15 protein-coding genes are annotated in these 19,071 nt (G+C 63.9%); 9 read left to right on the top strand and 6 right to left on the bottom strand.

The window, feature by feature from the left end:
* The first annotated feature begins 198 nt into the window (after positions 1–198).
* Positions 199–1,113, top strand: a complete 915-nt coding sequence (locus AC1DKV_RS10070; RefSeq protein ID WP_441614025.1) for a sterol desaturase family protein — start codon at positions 199–201, stop codon at positions 1,111–1,113.
* A gap of 520 nt (positions 1,114–1,633) precedes the next feature.
* Positions 1,634–3,214: an isocitrate lyase gene (locus AC1DKV_RS10065; protein WP_441614024.1), complete on the top strand. Its 1,581-nt coding sequence runs from the start codon at positions 1,634–1,636 to the stop codon at positions 3,212–3,214.
* 228 nt (positions 3,215–3,442) lie between these two features.
* Here the strand turns inward: AC1DKV_RS10065 and AC1DKV_RS10060 are convergent, their stop codons facing one another.
* Both AC1DKV_RS10060 and AC1DKV_RS10055 read right to left on the bottom strand, forming a co-directional pair.
* Positions 3,443–5,143, bottom strand: a complete 1,701-nt coding sequence (locus tag AC1DKV_RS10060; RefSeq protein ID WP_441614023.1) for a GMC family oxidoreductase — start codon at positions 5,141–5,143, stop codon at positions 3,443–3,445.
* 179 nt (positions 5,144–5,322) lie between these two features.
* Positions 5,323–6,294, bottom strand: a complete 972-nt coding sequence (locus AC1DKV_RS10055) for a LysR family transcriptional regulator (protein ID WP_441614022.1) — start codon at positions 6,292–6,294, stop codon at positions 5,323–5,325.
* A gap of 225 nt (positions 6,295–6,519) precedes the next feature.
* Between AC1DKV_RS10055 and AC1DKV_RS10050 the strand changes: the two genes are divergently transcribed.
* The 6 genes from AC1DKV_RS10050 (at position 6,520) to AC1DKV_RS10025 (ending at position 13,123) form a co-directional block, all read left to right on the top strand.
* Positions 6,520–8,112: a flavin-containing monooxygenase gene (locus tag AC1DKV_RS10050; protein ID WP_441614021.1), complete on the top strand. Its 1,593-nt coding sequence runs from the start codon at positions 6,520–6,522 to the stop codon at positions 8,110–8,112.
* Positions 8,113–8,177: 65 nt separating this feature from the next.
* Complete coding sequence (locus tag AC1DKV_RS10045; protein WP_441614020.1) at positions 8,178–9,155, top strand: alpha/beta hydrolase; 978 nt, start codon at positions 8,178–8,180, stop codon at positions 9,153–9,155.
* A gap of 1 nt (position 9,156) precedes the next feature.
* Complete coding sequence (locus AC1DKV_RS10040; RefSeq protein WP_441614019.1) at positions 9,157–9,912, top strand: SDR family NAD(P)-dependent oxidoreductase; 756 nt, start codon at positions 9,157–9,159, stop codon at positions 9,910–9,912.
* A gap of 33 nt (positions 9,913–9,945) precedes the next feature.
* A complete protein-coding gene (locus tag AC1DKV_RS10035) occupies positions 9,946–10,692 on the top strand; it encodes an SDR family NAD(P)-dependent oxidoreductase (protein WP_441614018.1) in 747 nt (248 codons plus the stop codon).
* Positions 10,693–10,704: 12 nt separating this feature from the next.
* Positions 10,705–12,045 (top strand): DUF1214 domain-containing protein, encoded by a 1,341-nt coding sequence (locus tag AC1DKV_RS10030; RefSeq protein WP_441614017.1) that lies wholly within the window; start codon positions 10,705–10,707, stop codon positions 12,043–12,045.
* A gap of 46 nt (positions 12,046–12,091) precedes the next feature.
* On the top strand, positions 12,092–13,123 hold the full coding sequence (locus AC1DKV_RS10025; protein WP_477137599.1) for a DUF1254 domain-containing protein: 1,032 nt from the start codon (positions 12,092–12,094) through the stop codon (positions 13,121–13,123).
* Between the two features lie 220 nt (positions 13,124–13,343).
* Here the strand turns inward: AC1DKV_RS10025 and AC1DKV_RS10020 are convergent, their stop codons facing one another.
* The 3 genes from AC1DKV_RS10020 to AC1DKV_RS10010 all read right to left on the bottom strand — a co-directional run bounded on the left by AC1DKV_RS10020 (position 13,344) and on the right by AC1DKV_RS10010 (position 16,457).
* Positions 13,344–14,270: a LysR family transcriptional regulator gene (locus AC1DKV_RS10020; RefSeq protein WP_441614015.1), complete on the bottom strand. Its 927-nt coding sequence runs from the start codon at positions 14,268–14,270 to the stop codon at positions 13,344–13,346.
* A 41-nt stretch (positions 14,271–14,311) separates the two neighbouring features.
* Positions 14,312–15,295: an aldo/keto reductase gene (locus tag AC1DKV_RS10015; RefSeq protein WP_441649731.1), complete on the bottom strand. Its 984-nt coding sequence runs from the start codon at positions 15,293–15,295 to the stop codon at positions 14,312–14,314.
* A 127-nt stretch (positions 15,296–15,422) separates the two neighbouring features.
* Complete coding sequence (locus AC1DKV_RS10010) at positions 15,423–16,457, bottom strand: AraC family transcriptional regulator (protein WP_441614014.1); 1,035 nt, start codon at positions 16,455–16,457, stop codon at positions 15,423–15,425.
* A 155-nt stretch (positions 16,458–16,612) separates the two neighbouring features.
* Between AC1DKV_RS10010 and AC1DKV_RS10005 the strand changes: the two genes are divergently transcribed.
* On the top strand, positions 16,613–17,608 hold the full coding sequence (locus tag AC1DKV_RS10005; protein WP_441614013.1) for a quinone oxidoreductase family protein: 996 nt from the start codon (positions 16,613–16,615) through the stop codon (positions 17,606–17,608).
* Between the two features lie 42 nt (positions 17,609–17,650).
* Here AC1DKV_RS10005 and AC1DKV_RS10000 read toward each other — a convergent pair whose 3' ends face one another.
* Positions 17,651–18,970, bottom strand: coding sequence for an epoxide hydrolase family protein (locus AC1DKV_RS10000; protein WP_441614012.1), 1,320 nt, complete (start codon positions 18,968–18,970; stop codon positions 17,651–17,653).
* Between the last annotated feature and the right edge of the window lie 101 nt (positions 18,971–19,071).

The raw sequence follows: 19,071 nt of genomic DNA, 5'->3' as shown, positions 1-19,071 counted from the left end.
CGTTACACGATCGCGGCGTCGAACAGCCGCGCGGATTCACGGCCGGATGCGATGGACATTGGCGTCTGTCCTGCACCCGCCATGGTTCCACGACCCATGACATGGGCCGACATAATTGCCGCATGGCGCCCTCCCCGACCGACTCCTACAGTTGGCTCACCGACGCAGCAACGTCACCGCTCAACACACAGGACGATCATGGAAAACCTCCACAAGATAGCGCTCTTCGCCACGGTCATCGTCGTGGCCGCCTCACTGGTAGAAGCCTTCTTCCTGGCACGCAAGGCGCGTCAGGGAGGCAAGGACTACCCCTGGCACGAAATGGGCCTGTCGCTGGCCGACATGGCCGGCCGCAAGCTGACGGCACTGCTGCCGCTCTCGCTGGCCACGCCGATCTTCGCGTTTGCCTGGGACCACCGCATCTTCACGATCCAGATCAACGGCGTGCTCGCGGTGCTGCTGCTCTTCATCGCCCAGGAGTTCTGCTACTACTGGTACCACCGCGCCTCGCACCGTATCCGCTTCTTCTGGGCCACCCACGCCGTGCATCACTCGCCCAATGAGCTGACGCTGGGCACCGCCTACCGCCTGGGCTGGACCGGCAAGATCACGGGCACCGCCATCTTCTTCGCACCGCTGGTGTTCCTGGGTGTGCGTCCGGAAGTGGTGCTGGCCACGCTGAGCCTGAACCTGCTGTACCAATTCTGGCTGCACACCACCTGGATCCCCAAACTTGGCTGGCTCGAATACGTGTTCAACACCCCGTCGGCACACCGCGTGCACCATGCCTCGAACGTGGACTACCTCGATGCCAACTACGGCGGCGTGCTGATCATCTTCGACCGGCTGTTTGGCACCTATGTGGAAGAACGTGAAGACGAACCGTGCCGCTTCGGCCTGGTCCATCCGACCACCACGCACAATCCGCTCGTCAACCAGTTCGAGCACTGGGTCAGCCTGGGCCAGGACATGATGAAATCGGGCAACGTGCTGAACGCGATTGGCTACCTGGCCATGCCCCCGGGCTGGGCACCGGATGGCAGGGGCACGACGACAGAGGAACTGCGTCAGCAGCAAACCGTTGAACATGCGGTGGCGGTGAGCGCCAGATAACAGGAAGGGCGATGGAGACACGGGCAGCATGCGCTGCCCGATTTTCTTGGTTTATCGCCGATTTCAGGGAAGGCCGGTGATCCGGCGGCCGAGGCCGGCCAGTTTGCGACGATCCTCGCTCGTGATCGAACGACCGCAGCGGACACGAAGACAGCCACGCGTTCCTGCGCCGGCTCATGACACTGTTCGTTCGACAGACGTCTACAAATCCCCCAGCTATCGTTGCCCGAACATCCGTGCCTGCCGTCACCTCCGACAACTGAAAGCGGGTTTCACATTGCGGAATTTGCTCCGAACTTCCCCAACGCCATCGTTCCGTTCCCCGAAAACGCGTTCCACATTGCGAAATTCAAAGCCTAAGTCATTGAAAAATAAGGACAAACCAACTCTTATGTCTTATATAAGACTTCGCCGCGATGCACCAGAAGCGCCATACAATGATTCCACGCTGATTGCTTCGACACCCGTAGCAACACACGCAACCCTTTCTTCAAACGCGCTTTCTTCTTAGGAATTTCCCATGGCCCAGTATCAAGACGACATCAAGGCAGTCGCCGGTTTGAAAGAGAACAACGGCAGCGCATGGAATGCCATCAACCCTGAGTATGCCGCCCGCATGCGTGCCCAGAACAAGTTCAAGACGGGCCTGGACATCGCCAAGTACACCGCCAAGATCATGCGTGCCGACATGGCCGCCTACGATGCAGACCCGGCCAAGTACACCCAGTCGCTGGGTTGCTGGCACGGCTTCATCGGCCAGCAGAAGATGATCTCCATCAAGAAGCACTTCAACAGCACCGAGCGCCGCTACCTTTACCTGTCCGGCTGGATGGTGGCCGCGCTGCGCTCCGAGTTCGGCCCGCTGCCGGACCAGTCGATGCACGAAAAAACCTCCGTCAGCGCGCTGATCCGCGAGCTGTACACCTTCCTGCGCCAGGCCGACGCCCGTGAACTGGGCGGCCTGTTCCGCGAACTGGATGCTGCCCAAGGCCCTGCCAAGGCCGCCATCCAGGAAAAGATCGACAACCACGTTACCCACGTCGTGCCCATCATCGCGGACATCGACGCGGGTTTCGGCAACGCCGAAGCAACGTACCTGCTGGCCAAGCAGTTCATCGAAGCGGGCGCATGCTGCATTCAGATCGAAAACCAGGTGTCCGACGAGAAGCAGTGCGGCCACCAGGATGGCAAGGTCACCGTGCCGCACGAGGACTTCCTGGCCAAGATCCGCGCCATCCGCTATGCCTTCCTGGAACTGGGCGTGGACGACGGCATCATCGTGGCCCGTACCGACTCGCTGGGTGCCGGCCTGACCAAGCAGATCGCCGTGACCAACACGCCGGGCGACCTGGGCGACCAATACAATTCCTTCCTCGATTGCGAGGAATTGTCGGCCGACGCACTGGGCAATGGTGACGTCATCATCAAGCGCGACGGCAAGCTGCTGCGCCCCAAGCGCCTGCCCAGCAACCTGTTCCAGTTCCGCGCCGGCACGGGCGAAGCGCGCTGCGTACTGGATAGCGTCACCGCACTGCAAAACGGCGCTGACCTGCTGTGGATCGAGACCGAAAAGCCGCATATCGCCCAGATCGGCGGCATGGTCAGCGAGATTCGCAAGGTCATCCCGAACGCCAAGCTGGTGTACAACAACAGCCCGTCGTTCAACTGGACCCTGAATTTCCGCCAGCAGGTGTATGACGCGATGAAGGCCGCGGGCAAGGATGTGTCGGCATACGAGCGCACCCAGCTGATGAGCGTGGAATACGACCAGACCGAACTGGCGAAGCTCGCCGACGAAAAGATCCGGACCTTCCAGGCCGACGCGTCGCGCGAAGCAGGTATCTTCCACCATCTGATCACGCTGCCGACCTACCACACCGCCGCACTGTCGACCGACAACCTGGCCAAGGAATACTTCGGCGACCAGGGCATGCTGGGTTATGTGGCCGGCGTGCAGCGCAAGGAAATCCGTCAGGGCATCGCCTGCGTCAAGCACCAGAACATGTCCGGCTCGGACATCGGCGACGACCACAAGGAGTATTTCAGCGGCGATGCAGCCCTGAAGGCGGCAGGTAAAGACAACACGATGAACCAGTTCTGATACCAGTAGTACGCCTCAAACAAAGCGCCAACCCAAAACGGGTTGGCGCTTTTTTTTGTCCGGCGACATGGCTCGCAGGGGTCCTCATCGAACGTTTCCCGGCCAGTTGAGTCTTTCGATCCGAGACGCGATATGACCGAACTGCCCCGCAAGCTGTCACCCGACATGAGGGGGAACCCCTCTCCGCGCCATGCTGAAAGCACACGGCGAACGCGCCTTGCCTGGCGCCTAGACTTGCGCCACGGCGACGGACGGCTGGATGGCCGCGGCACGGGGCGCCTCCACGCTCCCTGCTCCCGCCCGCTCGATGCCGCACACGAGGTCCGCCGCCTTCTCCCCGATCATGATGGCGGTCGCATTGGTGTTGCCGCCGATCAGCGTCGGCATGATCGAGGCATCCGCCACGCGAAGGCCTTCCACCCCGCGCACGCGCAGTTGCGGGTCGACCACGGAGGCGCTGTCGCCGCCCATGCGGCATGTGCCGACCGGATGGAAGATGACGTCGGTCTTCGCGCGGATGAAGGCGCGCGCCGCCTCGTCATCGCTGCCGTCGAACCGTAGTCCGCCGTAGTTGTGCGGCTGCGGTTCGAGGCGCGCCAGCGGCGGCTGGTCAAGGATGCGCCGGACGATGCCCAGCCCAGCGAGCATGGTGTCCATGTCACGCGGATCGGCCAGCAGGTTCTGGTCGATGCGGGGCGCCAAGCGCGCGTCGGCGGATGCCAGCAGTACCTGCCCCCGGCTGTACGGCCGCAGCACGCAGACGTGCAGGCTATAGCCGTGCGCGCTGCGAGCCGCGGGGTCGCCGAGCGCGGTGGAGAAATGCAGTTGCACGTCGGGCTCCGCCAGCGAGGGGTCAGTCTTCACGAAGCCGCCGGTCTCGGCAATGTTCGAAGCGAACATGCCGAAGCGGTCGCGCCTGTAGCGCCGCCATTCGCCGTATAAGCGGATCGCGCCGCGCACGCTGAAGGCGTACAGGTCGGTGCTGGCCACGCGCTGCTGCAATTTCAGGTTCGGGTGTTCCTGCAGGTTCCGGCCCACGTCCGGGGCGTCGTGCACGACGGGAATGCCGTGCGCCTTCAGGTGCGCGGCCGGTCCCACGCCCGAAGCCATCAGCAACTGGGGCGAGCCGAACGTCCCGCCACTGAGGATGATTTCGCGCCGCGCATGCAGCGTGAGCTGCTGGCCATCGCGCTCGATCACCACCCCGACCGCGCGCTTGCCCTCGAAGACGATGCGCAGCGCCTGCGAGCCGGTCAGCACGTCGAGGTTGTGACGGCCGCCATTGATCGACTCGCGCTTGCCCTGGTGCAGGTACGCCCGCGCGGCATTCCATCGCTCGCCATCGCGCTGGGTGCGCTGGTAGAAGCCCACCCCTTCCTGGTCGGCGCCATTGAAATCGTGGTTGTGGCGCAGTCCGGCACATTGGGCCGCTTGCAGGAACCGGCGGTCGAACGGGTTGGTCGAGCGCGTATCCACCACGTCGAGCGGCCCCTGTCCGCCGTGCCACGCGTCCTCGGCCTTTCCGCCCAGACGTTCGTTGCGTTCCGACCGCTTGAAATACGGCAGCACGTCGTTCCAGCCCCAGCCGTCGCATCCGGCCGCGGCCCAGCGCTCATAGTCCGACGGCGTGCCGCGGATGTAGATCATGCCGTTGATCGACGAACTGCCGCCCAGCCCCCGGCCGCGTGGCTGGTAGCCGATGCGGCCGTCGAGCGCCGGCTGCGGCTCGGTGGCATAGCCGTAGTTGTACGGCCCTGCCTTCGGCACCGTCGACGCGATGCCGATGGGAATCGTGATGGCCGGGCTGAAGTCGTGCCCGCCAGCTTCCAGCAGGGCCACGGTACCGGCATTGCTGTCAGCCAGGCGTGCGGCCACTGCACAACCGGCCGAGCCGGCCCCGATGACGATGAAGTCGTATTGCTGTTGCATGTGTCTGCGTCCTGAACTCGTAGCGACGGCCATTCTGCGTGATTCGCCGCCGCGCAGGCAACAGGCAGCGCGGGTGGCTAGGACAAACCATGGGTGGGCCGGAACTTATCCGATTCTTATGCAGAGGACTTATGTAGAAGCCTTATGCAGAGGCGCGGGACGAGAACACGACGTCCCGATCACAATCGACGCGTCGTTCCTTCCGATGGCAGTGCCGCACATTCATGTCCGAACAGCCGGCTTTGGATATCGCTATTCAGCATGCCGTCGGCATGCACCTGCTGCAGGATCGCAATCAGGGCATTCACGCCGGCCTTGGGGGTCCATTGCTGGCGCACCGCACAGACGATGCGCGCGGTGGTGGGGGCTTCGATGGCCTCCACGACGGCGAAGCGTGACAGGAAGTAATCCGTCGCCGTGAGTTCGAGATCGACAAAGCCGAAGGCGTCGGTGTTCTCGATGACTTTGCATTGCAGCGAGAAATTCTCGATCCTGTGGACGCGGCTTGGCTCCGCGTGTCCGTAGATCTTGCTGACCGTGGGATAGAGCGACAAGTCCCATATCGGGCTGGGCAGCACCATGTCGTAACGAGCGACATCCCCCGCGACTGGCGCGCTGATGCCGAGCAGCGGGTGACCGCGCCTGACGAAAATCGCGGCGGAAAGGGTGGCGATGTACTCGAGCCGGAAGCGCGCCTTGTCCGAGAACGTGGATTCGAGACCGATGGCGACATCGATATCGCCCTGGTCGAGCAGTTGCACGCCACGTTCCTTCGTTCCTGACGTGATGTCCAGCAGGAGCCGCGGATGACGCTGCACCAGGACTTCGAGCGGCCTGGCAAGCATCCACTCGAACGTTGTCGGGAAAATCCCGATGCGCAGGCTGCCGCTGAACGGATCGGTGCGACTCGTTCCGCTCAACAACTCGTCGGCATCAGCCAGGAGGCGCGAAGCCTGCTCGAGAAAGGCGCGTCCTTCGCTGGTCGGCACCACGCCCCGCGAGGTGCGCAGGAAAATCGGGAAACCGATACGCCGTTCCAGGTCGGCAACGCTCTTGGTGACCGCCGACTGGGTCACATTTGCTGCTTCCGCCGCCTTCGAGAAGGAGCCGAACCTGCCCACGGCGACGGCCTGTTTCAGACGAGCATCCATTCCTGTCACTCCCACGTGTTGCGCGGCTATCGGTGGGGGGTGATTCTGCCACGGACGGTGGCGGTGCGTCTCCGGGGCCGGGATCTGTCAGGTATGCCTGGCGGGAATGCGACGGAAAAAGTTGAATTGGACAGGCCCGACACGCGGATGCGAGCATAGAAAAACTGAACGGCGTGCCAGGACCCGCGTTGGGATCCGGTCGAAAAGAATGAAGGAGACAGAGGAATGGACAACTACGATGCCATCGTGGTGGGCGCCGGATTTTCCGGCCTGTACATGCTGCACCGCCTGCGCGAGGCAGGCTTGTCGGCCCGCGTGTACGAGGTCGGCGACAACGTGGGCGGCGTCTGGTACTGGAACCGCTATCCAGGCGCGCGGTGCGATGTCGAAAGCGTCTATTACAACTTCACCTTCTCGAAGGAACTGCTCCAGGAGTGGACCTGGACGAGCCGCTATGCGGAGCAACCCGAGATCCTCGCCTACCTGAATCACGTGGCGGACCGGTTCGACCTGCGCCGCGACATCCGGTTCGACACGCGCGTCGTCTCGGCGCATTACGTCGAAGCGGCCGGCAAATGGCGCGTGGAGACCAACGATGGCCGCGTGGCCATGGCCAAGTACTTCATTTCCGGCGTGGGCTGCCTGTCGACGTCGAGCACGCCCCGCTTCGAGGGACTCGACAACTTTGGCGGCGAGCAGTATCACACGGGAACATGGCCGCACGAGCCGGTAAGCTTCGAAGGCAGGCGGGTCGGCGTGATCGGCACCGGATCGAGCGGCGTGCAGGCGATTCCGCAGGTCGCCCGCCAGGCGGCGCATCTTTACGTGTTCCAGCGCACGGCGCAATACAGCACGCCCGCCGCCAATCGCCCTTACGACCGTCAGTATGTCGAGGAGATCAAGGCGAACTATCCGGCCATCAGGGAACAGGTCCTGAAGTCCTGGGGAGGCACAACGACGCGCCCGCGCGGCGATCGCCGCGCATTCGAGGATACCGAAGCGCAGCGGAGGAATCGCTACGAGCAGGCGTGGAACGAAGGCGGATGGATGCATGGCCTGTACAAGGACCTCGTCACCGATCCGCGCGCCAACGAAACCGTGGGCGAGTTCATCCGTGGCAAGATCCGCGAGATCGTGAAGGACCCTGAGATCGCCGCAAAGCTCGCGCCGACGTACCTGTATGGCGTGAAACGCCCCGTCATGGATACCGGGTACTTCGAGACCTACAATCGCGACAACGTGACGCTGGTCGACGTCAAGGCCGACCCCATTGTGAAGATCACCCCCACCGGCCTGCGCACCCGCGACGCAGACTATCCGCTCGATGCGATCATCTTCGCCACCGGCTACGACGCCATGACCGGGGCGCTGTTCCGGATCGACATCCGCGGCAAGGACGGCGTCAGCCTGCGCGACAAGTGGAGCAACGGCGAACGCATCCGGACCTACCTGGGCCTGGCCACCGCCGGCTTTCCCAACATGTTCATGATCACCGGGCCGGAAAGTCCGTCGGTGCTGTCCAACATGGTCTGGTCGATCGAACAGCACGTCGAGTGGATCGATGCCTGCATCCGCCATATGGAAGTGAACCGGATCGCCGTCATCGAGGCGAAGCCGCAAGCCGAAGAAGCCTGGAGCCGGCATTGCCATGAAGTCGCGGATGCAACGCTCTTCCCGAAGGGCGACTCCTGGTACAACGGCTCGAACGTCGAAGGCAAGAAGATGAGCTTTCCCATCTACCTGGCAGGCATCAGCGTCTATCGGGAGATCTGCGACCGCGTCGCGGCGAACGGCTACGACGACTTCCAGCAAGCCTGAGCGCTTCCCATAGAAGCCGGTGGACCAGACAGCCGGCAAGACAAGTCATCCGGAGACAGACAAACATGGCACTCGACGAGCAGGCCCGCTACATCCTTGACATGATCGCGGCGGCAGGCAGGCCGCCGTTGCACACGTGCACCCCGGAGCAGGCCCGGCAGTCCTTCGACTTTCGCCCGCTGGCCGGCCAGGCGGAAGCGGTCGCGCGCGTGGAGGACGCCATGATCGCCGGTCCCGCGGGCGACATCCGGGTTCGCATCTACACGCCGCATGGGGACGGTCCTTTTCCGGCGCTGGTGTACTTCCACGGTGGCGGCTGGGTCGTGGGCGATCTCGACACGGTCGACGTGCCGTGCCGTCGCTTTGCCAGCCGCGCGGGGTGCGTGGTGGTGTCGGTCGACTACCGGCTCGCGCCGGAGCACCGGTTTCCGGCCGCCACCGAGGACGCCTATGCCGCGTTCCGCTGGCTCGCAGGAAATGCGCGCGAGCAGCACGCCGATCCCTCGCGCATCGCGGTTGGTGGCGACAGCGCGGGGGGCAACCTCGCGGCAGTCGTGGCCCTGATGGCGCGTGACCGCGGCGGGCCGCAGCCCTGTTTCCAGTTGCTGCTCTATCCGGTGACCGATGGCGCGCTGGATACCGCGTCATACCGGGACAACGCGGACGGCTACCTGCTCACGCGCGAGAGCATGACCTGGTTCTGGAACCACTACATGGGCGACGCGGACCGGATGCATCCCTATGCCTCGCCCATGCGGGCGGCCGACCATCGCGGCTTGCCACCCGCCTTCGTGGTCACGGCGGAATTCGATCCGCTGCGTGACGAGGGCGAGGCCTATGCACACCGCCTGGCGGCAGCCGGCACCCCGGTCGAATGCAGGCGGTATGACGGGACCATCCACGGCTTCTGCTGGATGCCCGGCGCGCTCGACAAGGGCCGGCAGGCGCTGGACGACGCGGCAGCGGCACTCGGTGCCGCGTTCCTGAACGGCGTTCGCCTGCATGGCATGGCGAACCCCACAACAACGGACGAGAACGCTTGATATGCGACTGGACGGAAAGGTAGCGATTATCACGGGCGCCGCGGCAGGCATCGGACGCGCGACGGCGCTTCGCTTCGCACAGGAAGGCGCGAGCGTCGTGGTCACCGACATCGACCGCGACGGGGCGGGCGAAGTTGCCGCCGCGATCACGGCAGCCGGCGGCCGCGCCGTCGCGCTGTGTCACGATGTCAGCAGTGAGTCGCAATGGACGGACGTGGCGGGCGCCGCTGTCGAGGCATTCGGCACCGTGGACGTGCTCTTCAACAATGCGGGCATCTTCGTCCTCAAGCCCCTGGCCGACACCACGCTCGGCGAGTGGGAGCGGCTGATGTCAATCAACGTCACTGGCGTGTTCCTCGGCATGAAGCACGTCATGCCGCTGATGGCCCGCGCCGGCAGGGGCTCGGTCATCAACGCGTCTTCCGTCGCCGGGCTGGTCGGCTCGGCGCGGTCAACGATGTACAGCGCCAGCAAGGGCGCCGTGCGCGCCATGACCAAGGGTGCCGCCATGGAGTATGCCGCCCGGGGCGTAAGGGTCAATTCGATCCATCCGGGATTGGTGGATACCGCCATGGCAGACTACGCATCGGGCGCCACGGGACACGGCAAGCAGGCGCTCGGCCACGCCGCGTCGCCGATGGGCCGGCTTGGCACCGTCGGCGACGTCAGCAGCCTCGTCCTGTTCCTCGCCTCGGATGAGTCGTCGTATATGAACGGCGCCGAGCTGGTACTCGACGGCGGCTTCACGGCGGCGTAGCCGCCTGCATTTACCGGATAGCGGAGAATCGGCATGAAACTCAAGGACAAGGTCGCCATCGTCACGGGCGGCGCCAGCGGCATTGGCGAGGCGACGGTACGGCTCTTCGCCGCGGAGGGCGCCCGCGTGCTCATCGCGGACCGCTCGGCGCTCGGGAAGACGCTCGCACGTGAACTGGTCGAGAACGGGTACGACGCGCATGATTGCGAGATCGACGTCTCGCGGGAGGACGACGTGCGCAAGGTGATCGACCAGGTGGTGTCCCGCTTCGGGCGCCTCGACATCATGGTCGCCAATGCGGGCATCGCGCATCCTTCGTCGCCGATCGAGGACGTCGGCATCGAGCAATGGCAGCAGATGATGGACATCAACCTGACCAGCGTCTTCCTCAGCAACAAGCTGGCCATTGCGCAGATGAGGAAACAGGGGTCGGGCGGCGCGATCGTCAACATGGCTTCCGTGCTTGGGCATGTCGGCATGGCCGGCGCCGCGTCATACAACGCGGCGAAGGGCGGCGTGGTCAACCTGACGCGCTCGCTCGGCGTCGCGTATGCGAAGCACGGGATACGCGTCAATGCCGTATGTCCGGGTTTCGTGGAGACGCCGCTCATCGACCGCGCGACTGGAGAGCTCCGCGCGCGGCTCGTGGCGGCGCATCCGATCGGCCGGCTGGGACAGGCCGGGGAAGTCGCGAAGGCAGTGTTGTTTCTGGCCAGCGACGATGCCTCGTTCGTGGTGGGAACGAGCCTGCTGGTGGACGGCGGCTATTGCGCACAATGATGGAGACGCCGGATGCCTGAATTGCGCGTTGCCGCCGCCGTTGGCGCCGCTGTTGTCCTCCTCGCCGCCTGCACGGCGCCGCCCGTCCAGGATGGCAGTCACGGCCAGTCACTGGTGATCCCGGCCACGGTGCCGACGGACCAGCAGATCAGCGATGCCTATCTCTACCTGCTGGGCCGGCTGCTGATATTGCGGCAGGAGCGCCAGGACTTCGAGCGCGAGGGACTGCGCTGGAACCAGGTGGTCCATCGCGCGCCGGGCGCGGTCGCCTGGGCGAATCCGAACCTGGACGTGGCGTATTCCGAAGCGTGGGTTGCCGTCGACGAGACATCCTGCGTGCAACTCGACATTCCGAAGATCGCCGGGCGCTATTACACATGGCAGATGCTCAATGGCTGGGGGGAGACGGTTCTCAATATCAACGAGCGCACCTATCCGGCCCAGCCCGACGGCACCTATGCGCTCTGCCTCAAAGGCGCTAAGGTCAGCCTGCCGGCGGGCATCAGGCGCATCGATCTGCCGGGCAAGACCTTCAGGGTCCTGGCGAGAGTCGAGCTGGGCGCGGACGCCGCCGAAGCGGCGCGTCTCCAGCGCGGATTCAAGCTGACTCCCCTGGTCGAGCCGCGCATCGGGCCCCCCATCCAGGTGCCGGTCTTTACCAACAAGGCGATGCCGGGCGCGGAAGCGTTCGACTGGGCCGACGCCATCCTGGATGGTGAGCCGGACATCAACCCGGGCATGTCGACGATCCGTAGCGAAGTGGCGTCGGTCTCAGTGCTCGCAAGGTCCGGCCCGGACGCGCGGGCAAGGCTCGACCGGGTGATCCGTGGGCAGGCATGGCCGGCGCTTCAGTCGCAGGTCCGGAACCTGGGGACGACCCGGAATGGCTGGGTCCGGGCGGCGGTCACCGGTAACTACGGCAACGACTACAAGATGCGTACCGCGGTCAGCCTGGCAGGCATCTGGGCCAACAACAGCGATGAGGTGACCTACTTCGGCCATCGCGACCTGGAAGGCGGGGCGACCTATTCGCAGACCTTCACCGCCGGGCAACTGCCGGCGCAGCACGCCCGGTACTTCTGGTCGGTGACCGCCGTCGATGCACACGACTACAAGGTCATTCCCAATCCGCTCGACAGGTATCTGCTCAACAAGGAGTCCGCGCTGCAGTACAACCCCGACGGCTCGCTGACGATCGTCTATGCACCCGAGCTGCCGGCCGGAACGCCCCGCTCGAACTGGCTGCCCACGCCTCCCGGCAGCCGCTACAACCTGACCTTGCGCTACTACGGCGCGGACGCCGACATAGCGAATGGGGCGACCTTCCCTGCGCCGCTGGTCAGGCGGCAATGAGCCGTTGCGGCCCCGCCGAGGCAACGGAAACCCATCCGGAGAAAAGATGAAAACCATGTTTTGCCGTGCAGCCGCTTCCACGCTTTTGGCGGCCGCGGCGCTACCCGCCTGTGCGCAGTCGGCGGCGCCGGTGCCGGTTACCGTCGACAACTTCGCGCGCGCCGAATCGGATCGGTACTTCGAGCGGGTGGTGAAACGCGGCGCCCTCGGCCAGTTCGTGCATGCGCGCAAGGTCATGCCGGTCGAGGCGCAGACCGTCGTGCGGGGCAACCGCGACACGCTGTACTCGAGCGCCGTGTTCGATCTCGACGCAGGCCCCGTCACCATATCCATGCCGGACGCCGGACCGCGCTACATGTCCATGTCGGTGTACAACGAGGACCACCATGTCGCAGCCGTGCACCTTGGCGCGGGCCGCTACACGCTGACGAAGGAAAACGTCGGCACCCGCTACGCGCTGGTCGGCGTGCGTACGATGGTAGATCCCCGCGATCCGGAGGACGGCCGGATCGCGCACGCCATGCAGGACGCGATCGTCGCCAGCCAGCCCGACGGTCCCGGGCGGTTCGACGTCCCTGCATGGGACCAGGCCAGCCAGGACACGCTGCGCCATGCGCTCATCACACTCGGGGCGACGGTGCCCGATTCCCGAGGCATGTTCGGGCCGCCCGGCAAGGTGGATCCGGTACGCCATCTGGTGGGCAGCGCGATCGCGTGGGGTGGCATCCCCGAGCGCGAGGCGTTCTATCTTATCGTGAAGCCTGAACACAATGACGGCCAGACGGCGTACAGGATAGACGTGCCTCACGTACCGGTGGACGGCTTCTGGTCGATCAGCGTGTACAACGCGGCGGGCTACTTCGAGCCCAATGCGGAGGGTGCGTACACCATCAACAGCCTGACCGCGAAGCACGCGGCCGACGGTACGGTTTCGCTGCGCCTGGGCGATTGCAGGCCGGATACCCCGAACTGCATTCCCGTCACGCCGGGATGGAACTACATGGTGCGGTTCTATCTCCCTCATGCGGAAATCCTCGACGGTCGCTGGACGTTTCCGCTGCCGCAGCCCGTTTCGTGAATGAGGCGTCACCCAACGGGAAGGGCTTCCAGGGGATTGGGGAAGGGTTGTGCCGCTCCAGTGAACGGGCTCCATGTCCGCTTTGCTGAAAAGGCCGTCGCAGGGACAGCAAGCGTGGGCGGCTGCGAAGGGTCAGGTACTGCCCGTCGCGCATCGATCGTGGCCGTCGACCGGCACCGCCGGGTCGCGCGACATCTATCGAGGCGATCTCGAGCGGACGCTATGTGTCGCGCTCCGGGCTCGGCGCCGTCGCGCCGTCTCGTGTCTCCCGCATCGCCTCCACGAACAAGGCGAAGGCCGGTGACGTCAACCGGTGGCTCGCGTAATAAAGGTGATAGCCGGAGATTGCCTGGCTCCAGTCCTCCAGAACACGAATCAGATGACCTGTGGCGACGTACTCGTCTGTGACCAGTTCCGGGAGGTAGGCCAGTCCATTTCCCGCGAGCGCGGCACGCAAGACCATAGGGCTCAAGTTGAATACGCACTGCCCTTGCACTTGTACCGACAGCGCGTGCCCATCTTTCTCGAATTCCCACGGCATCAAGCCGCCGTATGTGGGAAAGCGCAGATTGATGCAGTTGTGTTGCGCGAGGTCCTTTGGCGTGAGCGGTCGCTGACGCGCACCGAAGTATCCGGGCGAGCCGACTACCGCCATTCGGCTGTCCCGGCTGATACGCACGGCGACCATGTCTTTCGCCACACGCTCGCCCAGACGAACCCCCGCGTCATAGCGCTCCGCGACGATATCGATCAGGCGGTGCTCAACGTTTACTTCGACGTGAATATCCGGGTGATCACGCAGAAAGCACTCGAGCTTGGGCCAGATGACCGCTTCGGCGGCGTGAAACGGCGCCGAGATCCGGATCGTTCCCGCGGGCTTATCCCGCAGGACGGACAACGCTGCAATCTCCGATTCAATGTCCTGAAAGCTTGGACCGATCCGACTGAGCAATCGCTCGCCGGCCACAGTCGGGGTAACGCTTCGCGTGGTGCGGGTCAGAAGGCGCACACCCAGACGCGTCTCCAGTGCTCGCACCGTCTGGCTGAGCGCGGACTGGGACACGCCTAGTTGTGCGGCGGCCTTGGTGAAGCTGCCTTCACGCGCAACGATGAGAAAGGCGAAAATGTCATTGAAGTTTTCCCGCATGGCACGTCCCTTGTGACATTCGACAAGCTCATCGCCGTGGCCTATCGGTTGACCATCTTCTGACCTTGAGCCGAGTATCGGTCACCATGGACCGTCACGCGAGAGACAGCGTCCTCGATATCGCGCAGATCATCGACGCTCAACACAATATTCGCGGCAGCGTTGTTTTCCTCGATGCGATGCAATTTCGTGGTGCCCGGGATGGGCACGATCCACGGCCGTTGCGCCAGTAGCCAGGACAATGCGATTTGTGCCGGCGTCACGCCTTTGCGCGATGCAATGGGTGCGAGCATTTCGACGAATGCCCGGTTGGCTTTGCGGGCTTCAGGAGCAAAGCGCGGCACGGTATTGCGGAAATCGCTCGCATCGAACTGCGTGTGCTCGTTGATGGCCCCCGTCAGAAAGCCCTTACCGAGTGGACTGAAGGGGACAAAGCCGATTCCGAGCTCTTCCAGAGTCGGCAGGATTTCCGATTCCGGCTCGCGCCACCACAGCGAATACTCGCTCTGCAGCGCCGCGACCGGCTGGACGGCGTGAGCGCGGCGGATGGCTTGCGCGCCGGCTTCGGACAGTCCGAAATGCTTGACCTTTCCTTCGCGGATCAATTGGCTCACCGTGCCGGCGACGTCCTCGATGGGCACCTGCGGGTCCACCCGGTGTTGATAGAACAGATCGATCCGATCGGTGTTCAGACGCTTGAGCGCCGCGTCTGCGACCTCGCGAATGCGTTCCGGGCGGCTGTCGAGTCCAGCCCTCGGATTTCCATCACGGAAGCCGAACTTTGTGGCGATGACGACCCCATCGCGAAACGGCGCCACGGCTTCACCGAGCACCTCTTCGTTGACGAACGGGCCGTATGCTTCCGCGCTATCGAAGAAGGTGACACCTTGCTCGAACGCTGACTGAATCAGCTTGATCGCGTCGGCGCGTTCCGTCGGCGGCCCGTAGGCAAAGCTCAGCCCCATGCAGCCGAATCCGATGGCGGAGACTTCCAGTCCGCCCTTCCCAAGTTGTCGTGTTTGCATCATCCATCTCCAAGGCAAAGGTACTTCGCAGACGGCAGTCCACACGGCTGCCACGCGGATCCGAACTGTACCTGCCAGACGGTGTGCTGATTAGACCAGCAAAGCCGGATGGACCTATTAGCCTATCTTATGAATCGTGATGCCGATTGTCTAATCGCCTCGAACCGCTCGAACCGCTCGAAGCGCTCGTGGAGACGGCGGGCGTATCAGGGCGATTCAGTGTGGACGACGGTTGCGGCGAGCGGGGGGCGATTCGGCTCTCCCGCTTGAATTGGCCCGGGGTCGTGCCAACTTCGCGTTTGAACATGCGGTTGAACGCAGCCTCGGATCGGTAGCCGATGCAATTGGCAATCTCATGCAGCGAGAGCTCGCCGCGCCGGATCAGTTGCGCGGCCTTGTGCATGCGCCATCGGATCAGGTAATCGAGCGCAGTCTGGCCGGCTTTCTCCTTGAAGCGTGCCGCGAACGCCGAACGGGACATCCCGGCGATCTTCGCCAGCGATTCCAGCGTCCACTCATTCGCGAGGTCGCTGTGGATCGCACGCGCCGCGTGCCTCAGATGAGGATCGGACGTCACGGCGAGCCAACCCGTCCTGGGCAATGCCTGCTGCTCGCAATACGCGCGGACCGCATGGATGAACAGAAGCTCGAAGATCCGCGCGATCATCGCGTCCGATCCCATGTCGCGACGCGCGGTTTCGCGCGCAAGCATCCCGAGGAGGTCCTCGATTGCGCGGTTCGATTCTTCGCCGGCCCTCAGCAACAGCAGCGACGGCAGTACGGACATGAGCGGCGCTGCGTCGCGCGCGTCAATTTCGAAGCAGCCGCTGATAAAGGTCGACGCGGCGCCGCCACCGCCGATCACGATCTTGTCGTCGATCTGCCTCGCCAGGACTTCCGCGCAGTCAAGCAGCGCCGAGCCGGGGGCGTCATAGGTCTCATACGCGCCGCCGTCGAGCGCGATGAACACATCGCCGCTGCGCAGGGTGACCGGGGCTTCGCTTGCGGGCGTCGTCAGCACGCAGGAGCCGCGCACGAGCAGCGCGAACTTGAAGCCATCATCGGCCGGCGATCTCACGCCCCACGGCGCCGACGCCTCGACGCGGGTGAACAGCGCTTTCTGAACACGCATCGACGCGCAGATTTCCGATAAAGGATCCAATCGACCACTCCCGGCAGAAAATTTGTACGATTCGACAAAAAAAATGGACGTTTATAGCTGGAACGGAAGATAGTTTAACCGGAAGATAGGTCCAGGCGAGCGCTCCCCCCTTTTCAAGCGGTCGACAGCCCAAGGCTTGGCAGGCCGGACTGCAAATGAACATTCAAGACAGAGGACAACAAATGAAGGCTGTAGTGATAGACCGCGCTGGCGGTCCCGAGGTACTCAAGTGTGTCGAAATGCCGGATCCCGTGGCCGCGGCGGGCCAGGTGCTGGTCGAGGTAGCCGCCGCCGGCGTGAATTTCATGGATATTGGTGTCCGCCAGGGGAACATCTGGGCTGAGATGCCGTACCCGAAAACGCTGGGTGTCGAAGGCGCAGGCCGGGTCGTGGCGGTTGGCGAAGGCGTAGAGGATATCCAGGTCGGCCAGCGTGTGGCCTGGGTCTATTCCCCGGGCAGTTACACCGACATGGCCGTCGTCCCGGCAACCTCCGTAGTGGCGGTGCCCGATGCAATCGATGATCGGACCGCCGCGTCGATCATGATGGCGGGCCTTACCGCGAGTCACTTCGCGACCGACTTCTATCCTGTGCAACCTGGCGACATTGCGCTGGTCCACGCGGCAGCCGGCGGAGTCGGCCTTCTGTTGACGCAGATCATCAAGCTCAGGGGGGGCCACGTCATCGGTCGCGTGTCTTCACAGAGCAAGGCAGCAGTCGCCAAGCAGGCAGGTGCCGATCACGTCATCGTCGACACAGCCGGCCAGTTCGCCGAAGAAGCGGTTCGCCTGTCGGGTGGCAAAGGCGTGGACGTCGTCTATGACGGGTCCGGCCCGGCGACCTTCCAGGGCTCGCTCGATGCGCTCCGTAGTTCAGGCACATTCTGCTGGTATGGGCCAGTCCTTGGCGGGCCGGGGCCCCTCGACCTCATGAAGCTGCCGAAGAGCATCAAGATCGGCTACGCCGTATTTCTTGATCACGTCCATACGCCCGAACTGCTCCGCTCCCGGACGGCCCGGCTCTTCCAGTGGATCATCGAGGGCAAGTTGCAGATGCCCATCGGCGGTGAATATCGGCTGGAGGATGCTGCAAGAGCCCATGCGGACATGGAAAGTCGCGCCACGACAGGCAAGCTGCTGCTGATTCCCTGAACGAGATCGGCGTTGCTGTCCGCACCGGTGCGAGCGTCGTGCTCAGCGCAATGACCGGAAGCTGCTGCGCATCTCTTCCGTGAACACCATTGGCTGCTCCCAGGCAGCGAAATGGCCTCCTTTGGGCAAGCGATTGAAATGCATTAGCTTGGGATAAGCCTTTTCCACCCAGCTCTTCGGGGCCGCATATATCTCGTCGGGAAACACGCTGACCGCGACGGGGATGGCAAGGTGCTTCGGCTCGAAGAAGTTGAGCTTGTTTTCCCAATACAGACGCGCCGATGAAACGCCTGTGTTTGTCAGCCAGTACAACGTCACGTTGTCGAGAATATCGTCACGGGTCAGGCCTTCCGACGCGCCATCGAACACACGTGAGATCAGCGCCTGGCTGCTTGCGTCGTGGTCGATCATCCAGGCCGCCAGGCCGACTGGTGAATCCTCGATCGCGTAGAGGGTCTGCGGACGGTTCGCCATCTCGAGGGCGTAGCCCAGACCGTGCTTGTAGAAGTAGTCGAGCTGATCATACGCATGCTTCTCATCGGCCGAAAGGCCGGCCGGGGCGGGCTCACCGAACTTGAGCGCCTTGGCGACGTCATCAGGCACCGTGGCAGGCATGTTGGTGTGAATGCCAAGCAGTTCGGGCGGCTTTAGCAGCGCCATCTGCTCGGTCACGGCATTTCCCCAATCGCCGCCCTGGGCCACGTAGCGTGTGTAGCCAAGCTTTTTCATCAGCGCCACCCATGCGCGCGCGGTGCGCACAGGATCCCAGCCGGTCGTTGTCGGCTTGCCCGAGAATCCATAACCCGGCAGCGACGGAATCACGATATCGAAAGCATCGGACGCCGCGCCGCCATGTGCGGTCGGATTGGTGAGCGGCTCGATGATCTTCAGCTGTTCGATGATCGAGCCAGGCCATCCGTGCGTGACGATGATCGGGAGAGCGTCCTTCTGTTTCGATCGAACGTGAATGAAGTGAATGTCGAGCCCGTCGATCTCGGTAACGAAGTTCGGAACCGCATTCAGCTTTGCCTCGATCCGGCGCCAGTCGTAGCTGCTTGCCCAATAGCGCGCCAGGTTCTGCATCGTTGCGAGCTGCACCCCCTGCGATGCGTCCGTTACCGTCTCACGCTCCGGCCACCGGGTCGCCTTGACCCGCCTGCGCAGCTCGACAAGCTGCGACTCCGGAACACGGACGCGAAGTGGACGAATAGCGCTCTTGTCTCCGCTCGCCGCCCGGGAAACGTCAACGATGGTGGCATCGGCCAGGGCGTACTGGCTGAACGATGTCGCCGCAATCGCGGCCGCCGACACGCCGAAGAAGCGGCGGCGTGGCGGGTGTTCGGGAAGGATATCGGGTTCCATGCAAGCTCCTGTCGGCGTGCATCAAGCGCGCGAAGCAATGCGCAAGCGCGCAACCCGCACGATCAAGCGGGTCGCGCATCGTCCGGGGCGATGGCCGGCGC

It is taken from the genome of Cupriavidus sp. 05T41 (assembly GCF_056396525.1).
Note: the sequence above shows the minus strand (reverse complement) of the source record. Positions and strands in the feature narration are given on the sequence as shown.

Bases quoted from the DNA above. Each gene is read 5' to 3' on its own strand.
- AC1DKV_RS10070 (WP_441614025.1), top strand. From the start codon at position 199: ATGGAAAACCTCCACAAGATAGCGCTCTTCGCCACGGTCATCGTCGTG.
- AC1DKV_RS10065 (WP_441614024.1), top strand. From the start codon at position 1,634: ATGGCCCAGTATCAAGACGACATCAAGGCAGTCGCCGGTTTGAAAGAG.
- AC1DKV_RS10060 (WP_441614023.1), bottom strand. From the start codon at position 5,143: ATGCAACAGCAATACGACTTCATCGTCATCGGGGCCGGCTCGGCCGGT.
- AC1DKV_RS10055 (WP_441614022.1), bottom strand. From the start codon at position 6,294: ATGGATGCTCGTCTGAAACAGGCCGTCGCCGTGGGCAGGTTCGGCTCC.
- AC1DKV_RS10050 (WP_441614021.1), top strand. From the start codon at position 6,520: ATGGACAACTACGATGCCATCGTGGTGGGCGCCGGATTTTCCGGCCTG.
- AC1DKV_RS10045 (WP_441614020.1), top strand. From the start codon at position 8,178: ATGGCACTCGACGAGCAGGCCCGCTACATCCTTGACATGATCGCGGCG.
- AC1DKV_RS10040 (WP_441614019.1), top strand. From the start codon at position 9,157: ATGCGACTGGACGGAAAGGTAGCGATTATCACGGGCGCCGCGGCAGGC.
- AC1DKV_RS10035 (WP_441614018.1), top strand. From the start codon at position 9,946: ATGAAACTCAAGGACAAGGTCGCCATCGTCACGGGCGGCGCCAGCGGC.
- AC1DKV_RS10030 (WP_441614017.1), top strand. From the start codon at position 10,705: ATGCCTGAATTGCGCGTTGCCGCCGCCGTTGGCGCCGCTGTTGTCCTC.
- AC1DKV_RS10025 (WP_477137599.1), top strand. From the start codon at position 12,092: ATGAAAACCATGTTTTGCCGTGCAGCCGCTTCCACGCTTTTGGCGGCC.
- AC1DKV_RS10020 (WP_441614015.1), bottom strand. From the start codon at position 14,270: ATGCGGGAAAACTTCAATGACATTTTCGCCTTTCTCATCGTTGCGCGT.
- AC1DKV_RS10015 (WP_441649731.1), bottom strand. From the start codon at position 15,295: ATGCAAACACGACAACTTGGGAAGGGCGGACTGGAAGTCTCCGCCATC.
- AC1DKV_RS10005 (WP_441614013.1), top strand. From the start codon at position 16,613: ATGAACATTCAAGACAGAGGACAACAAATGAAGGCTGTAGTGATAGAC.
- AC1DKV_RS10000 (WP_441614012.1), bottom strand. From the start codon at position 18,970: ATGGAACCCGATATCCTTCCCGAACACCCGCCACGCCGCCGCTTCTTC.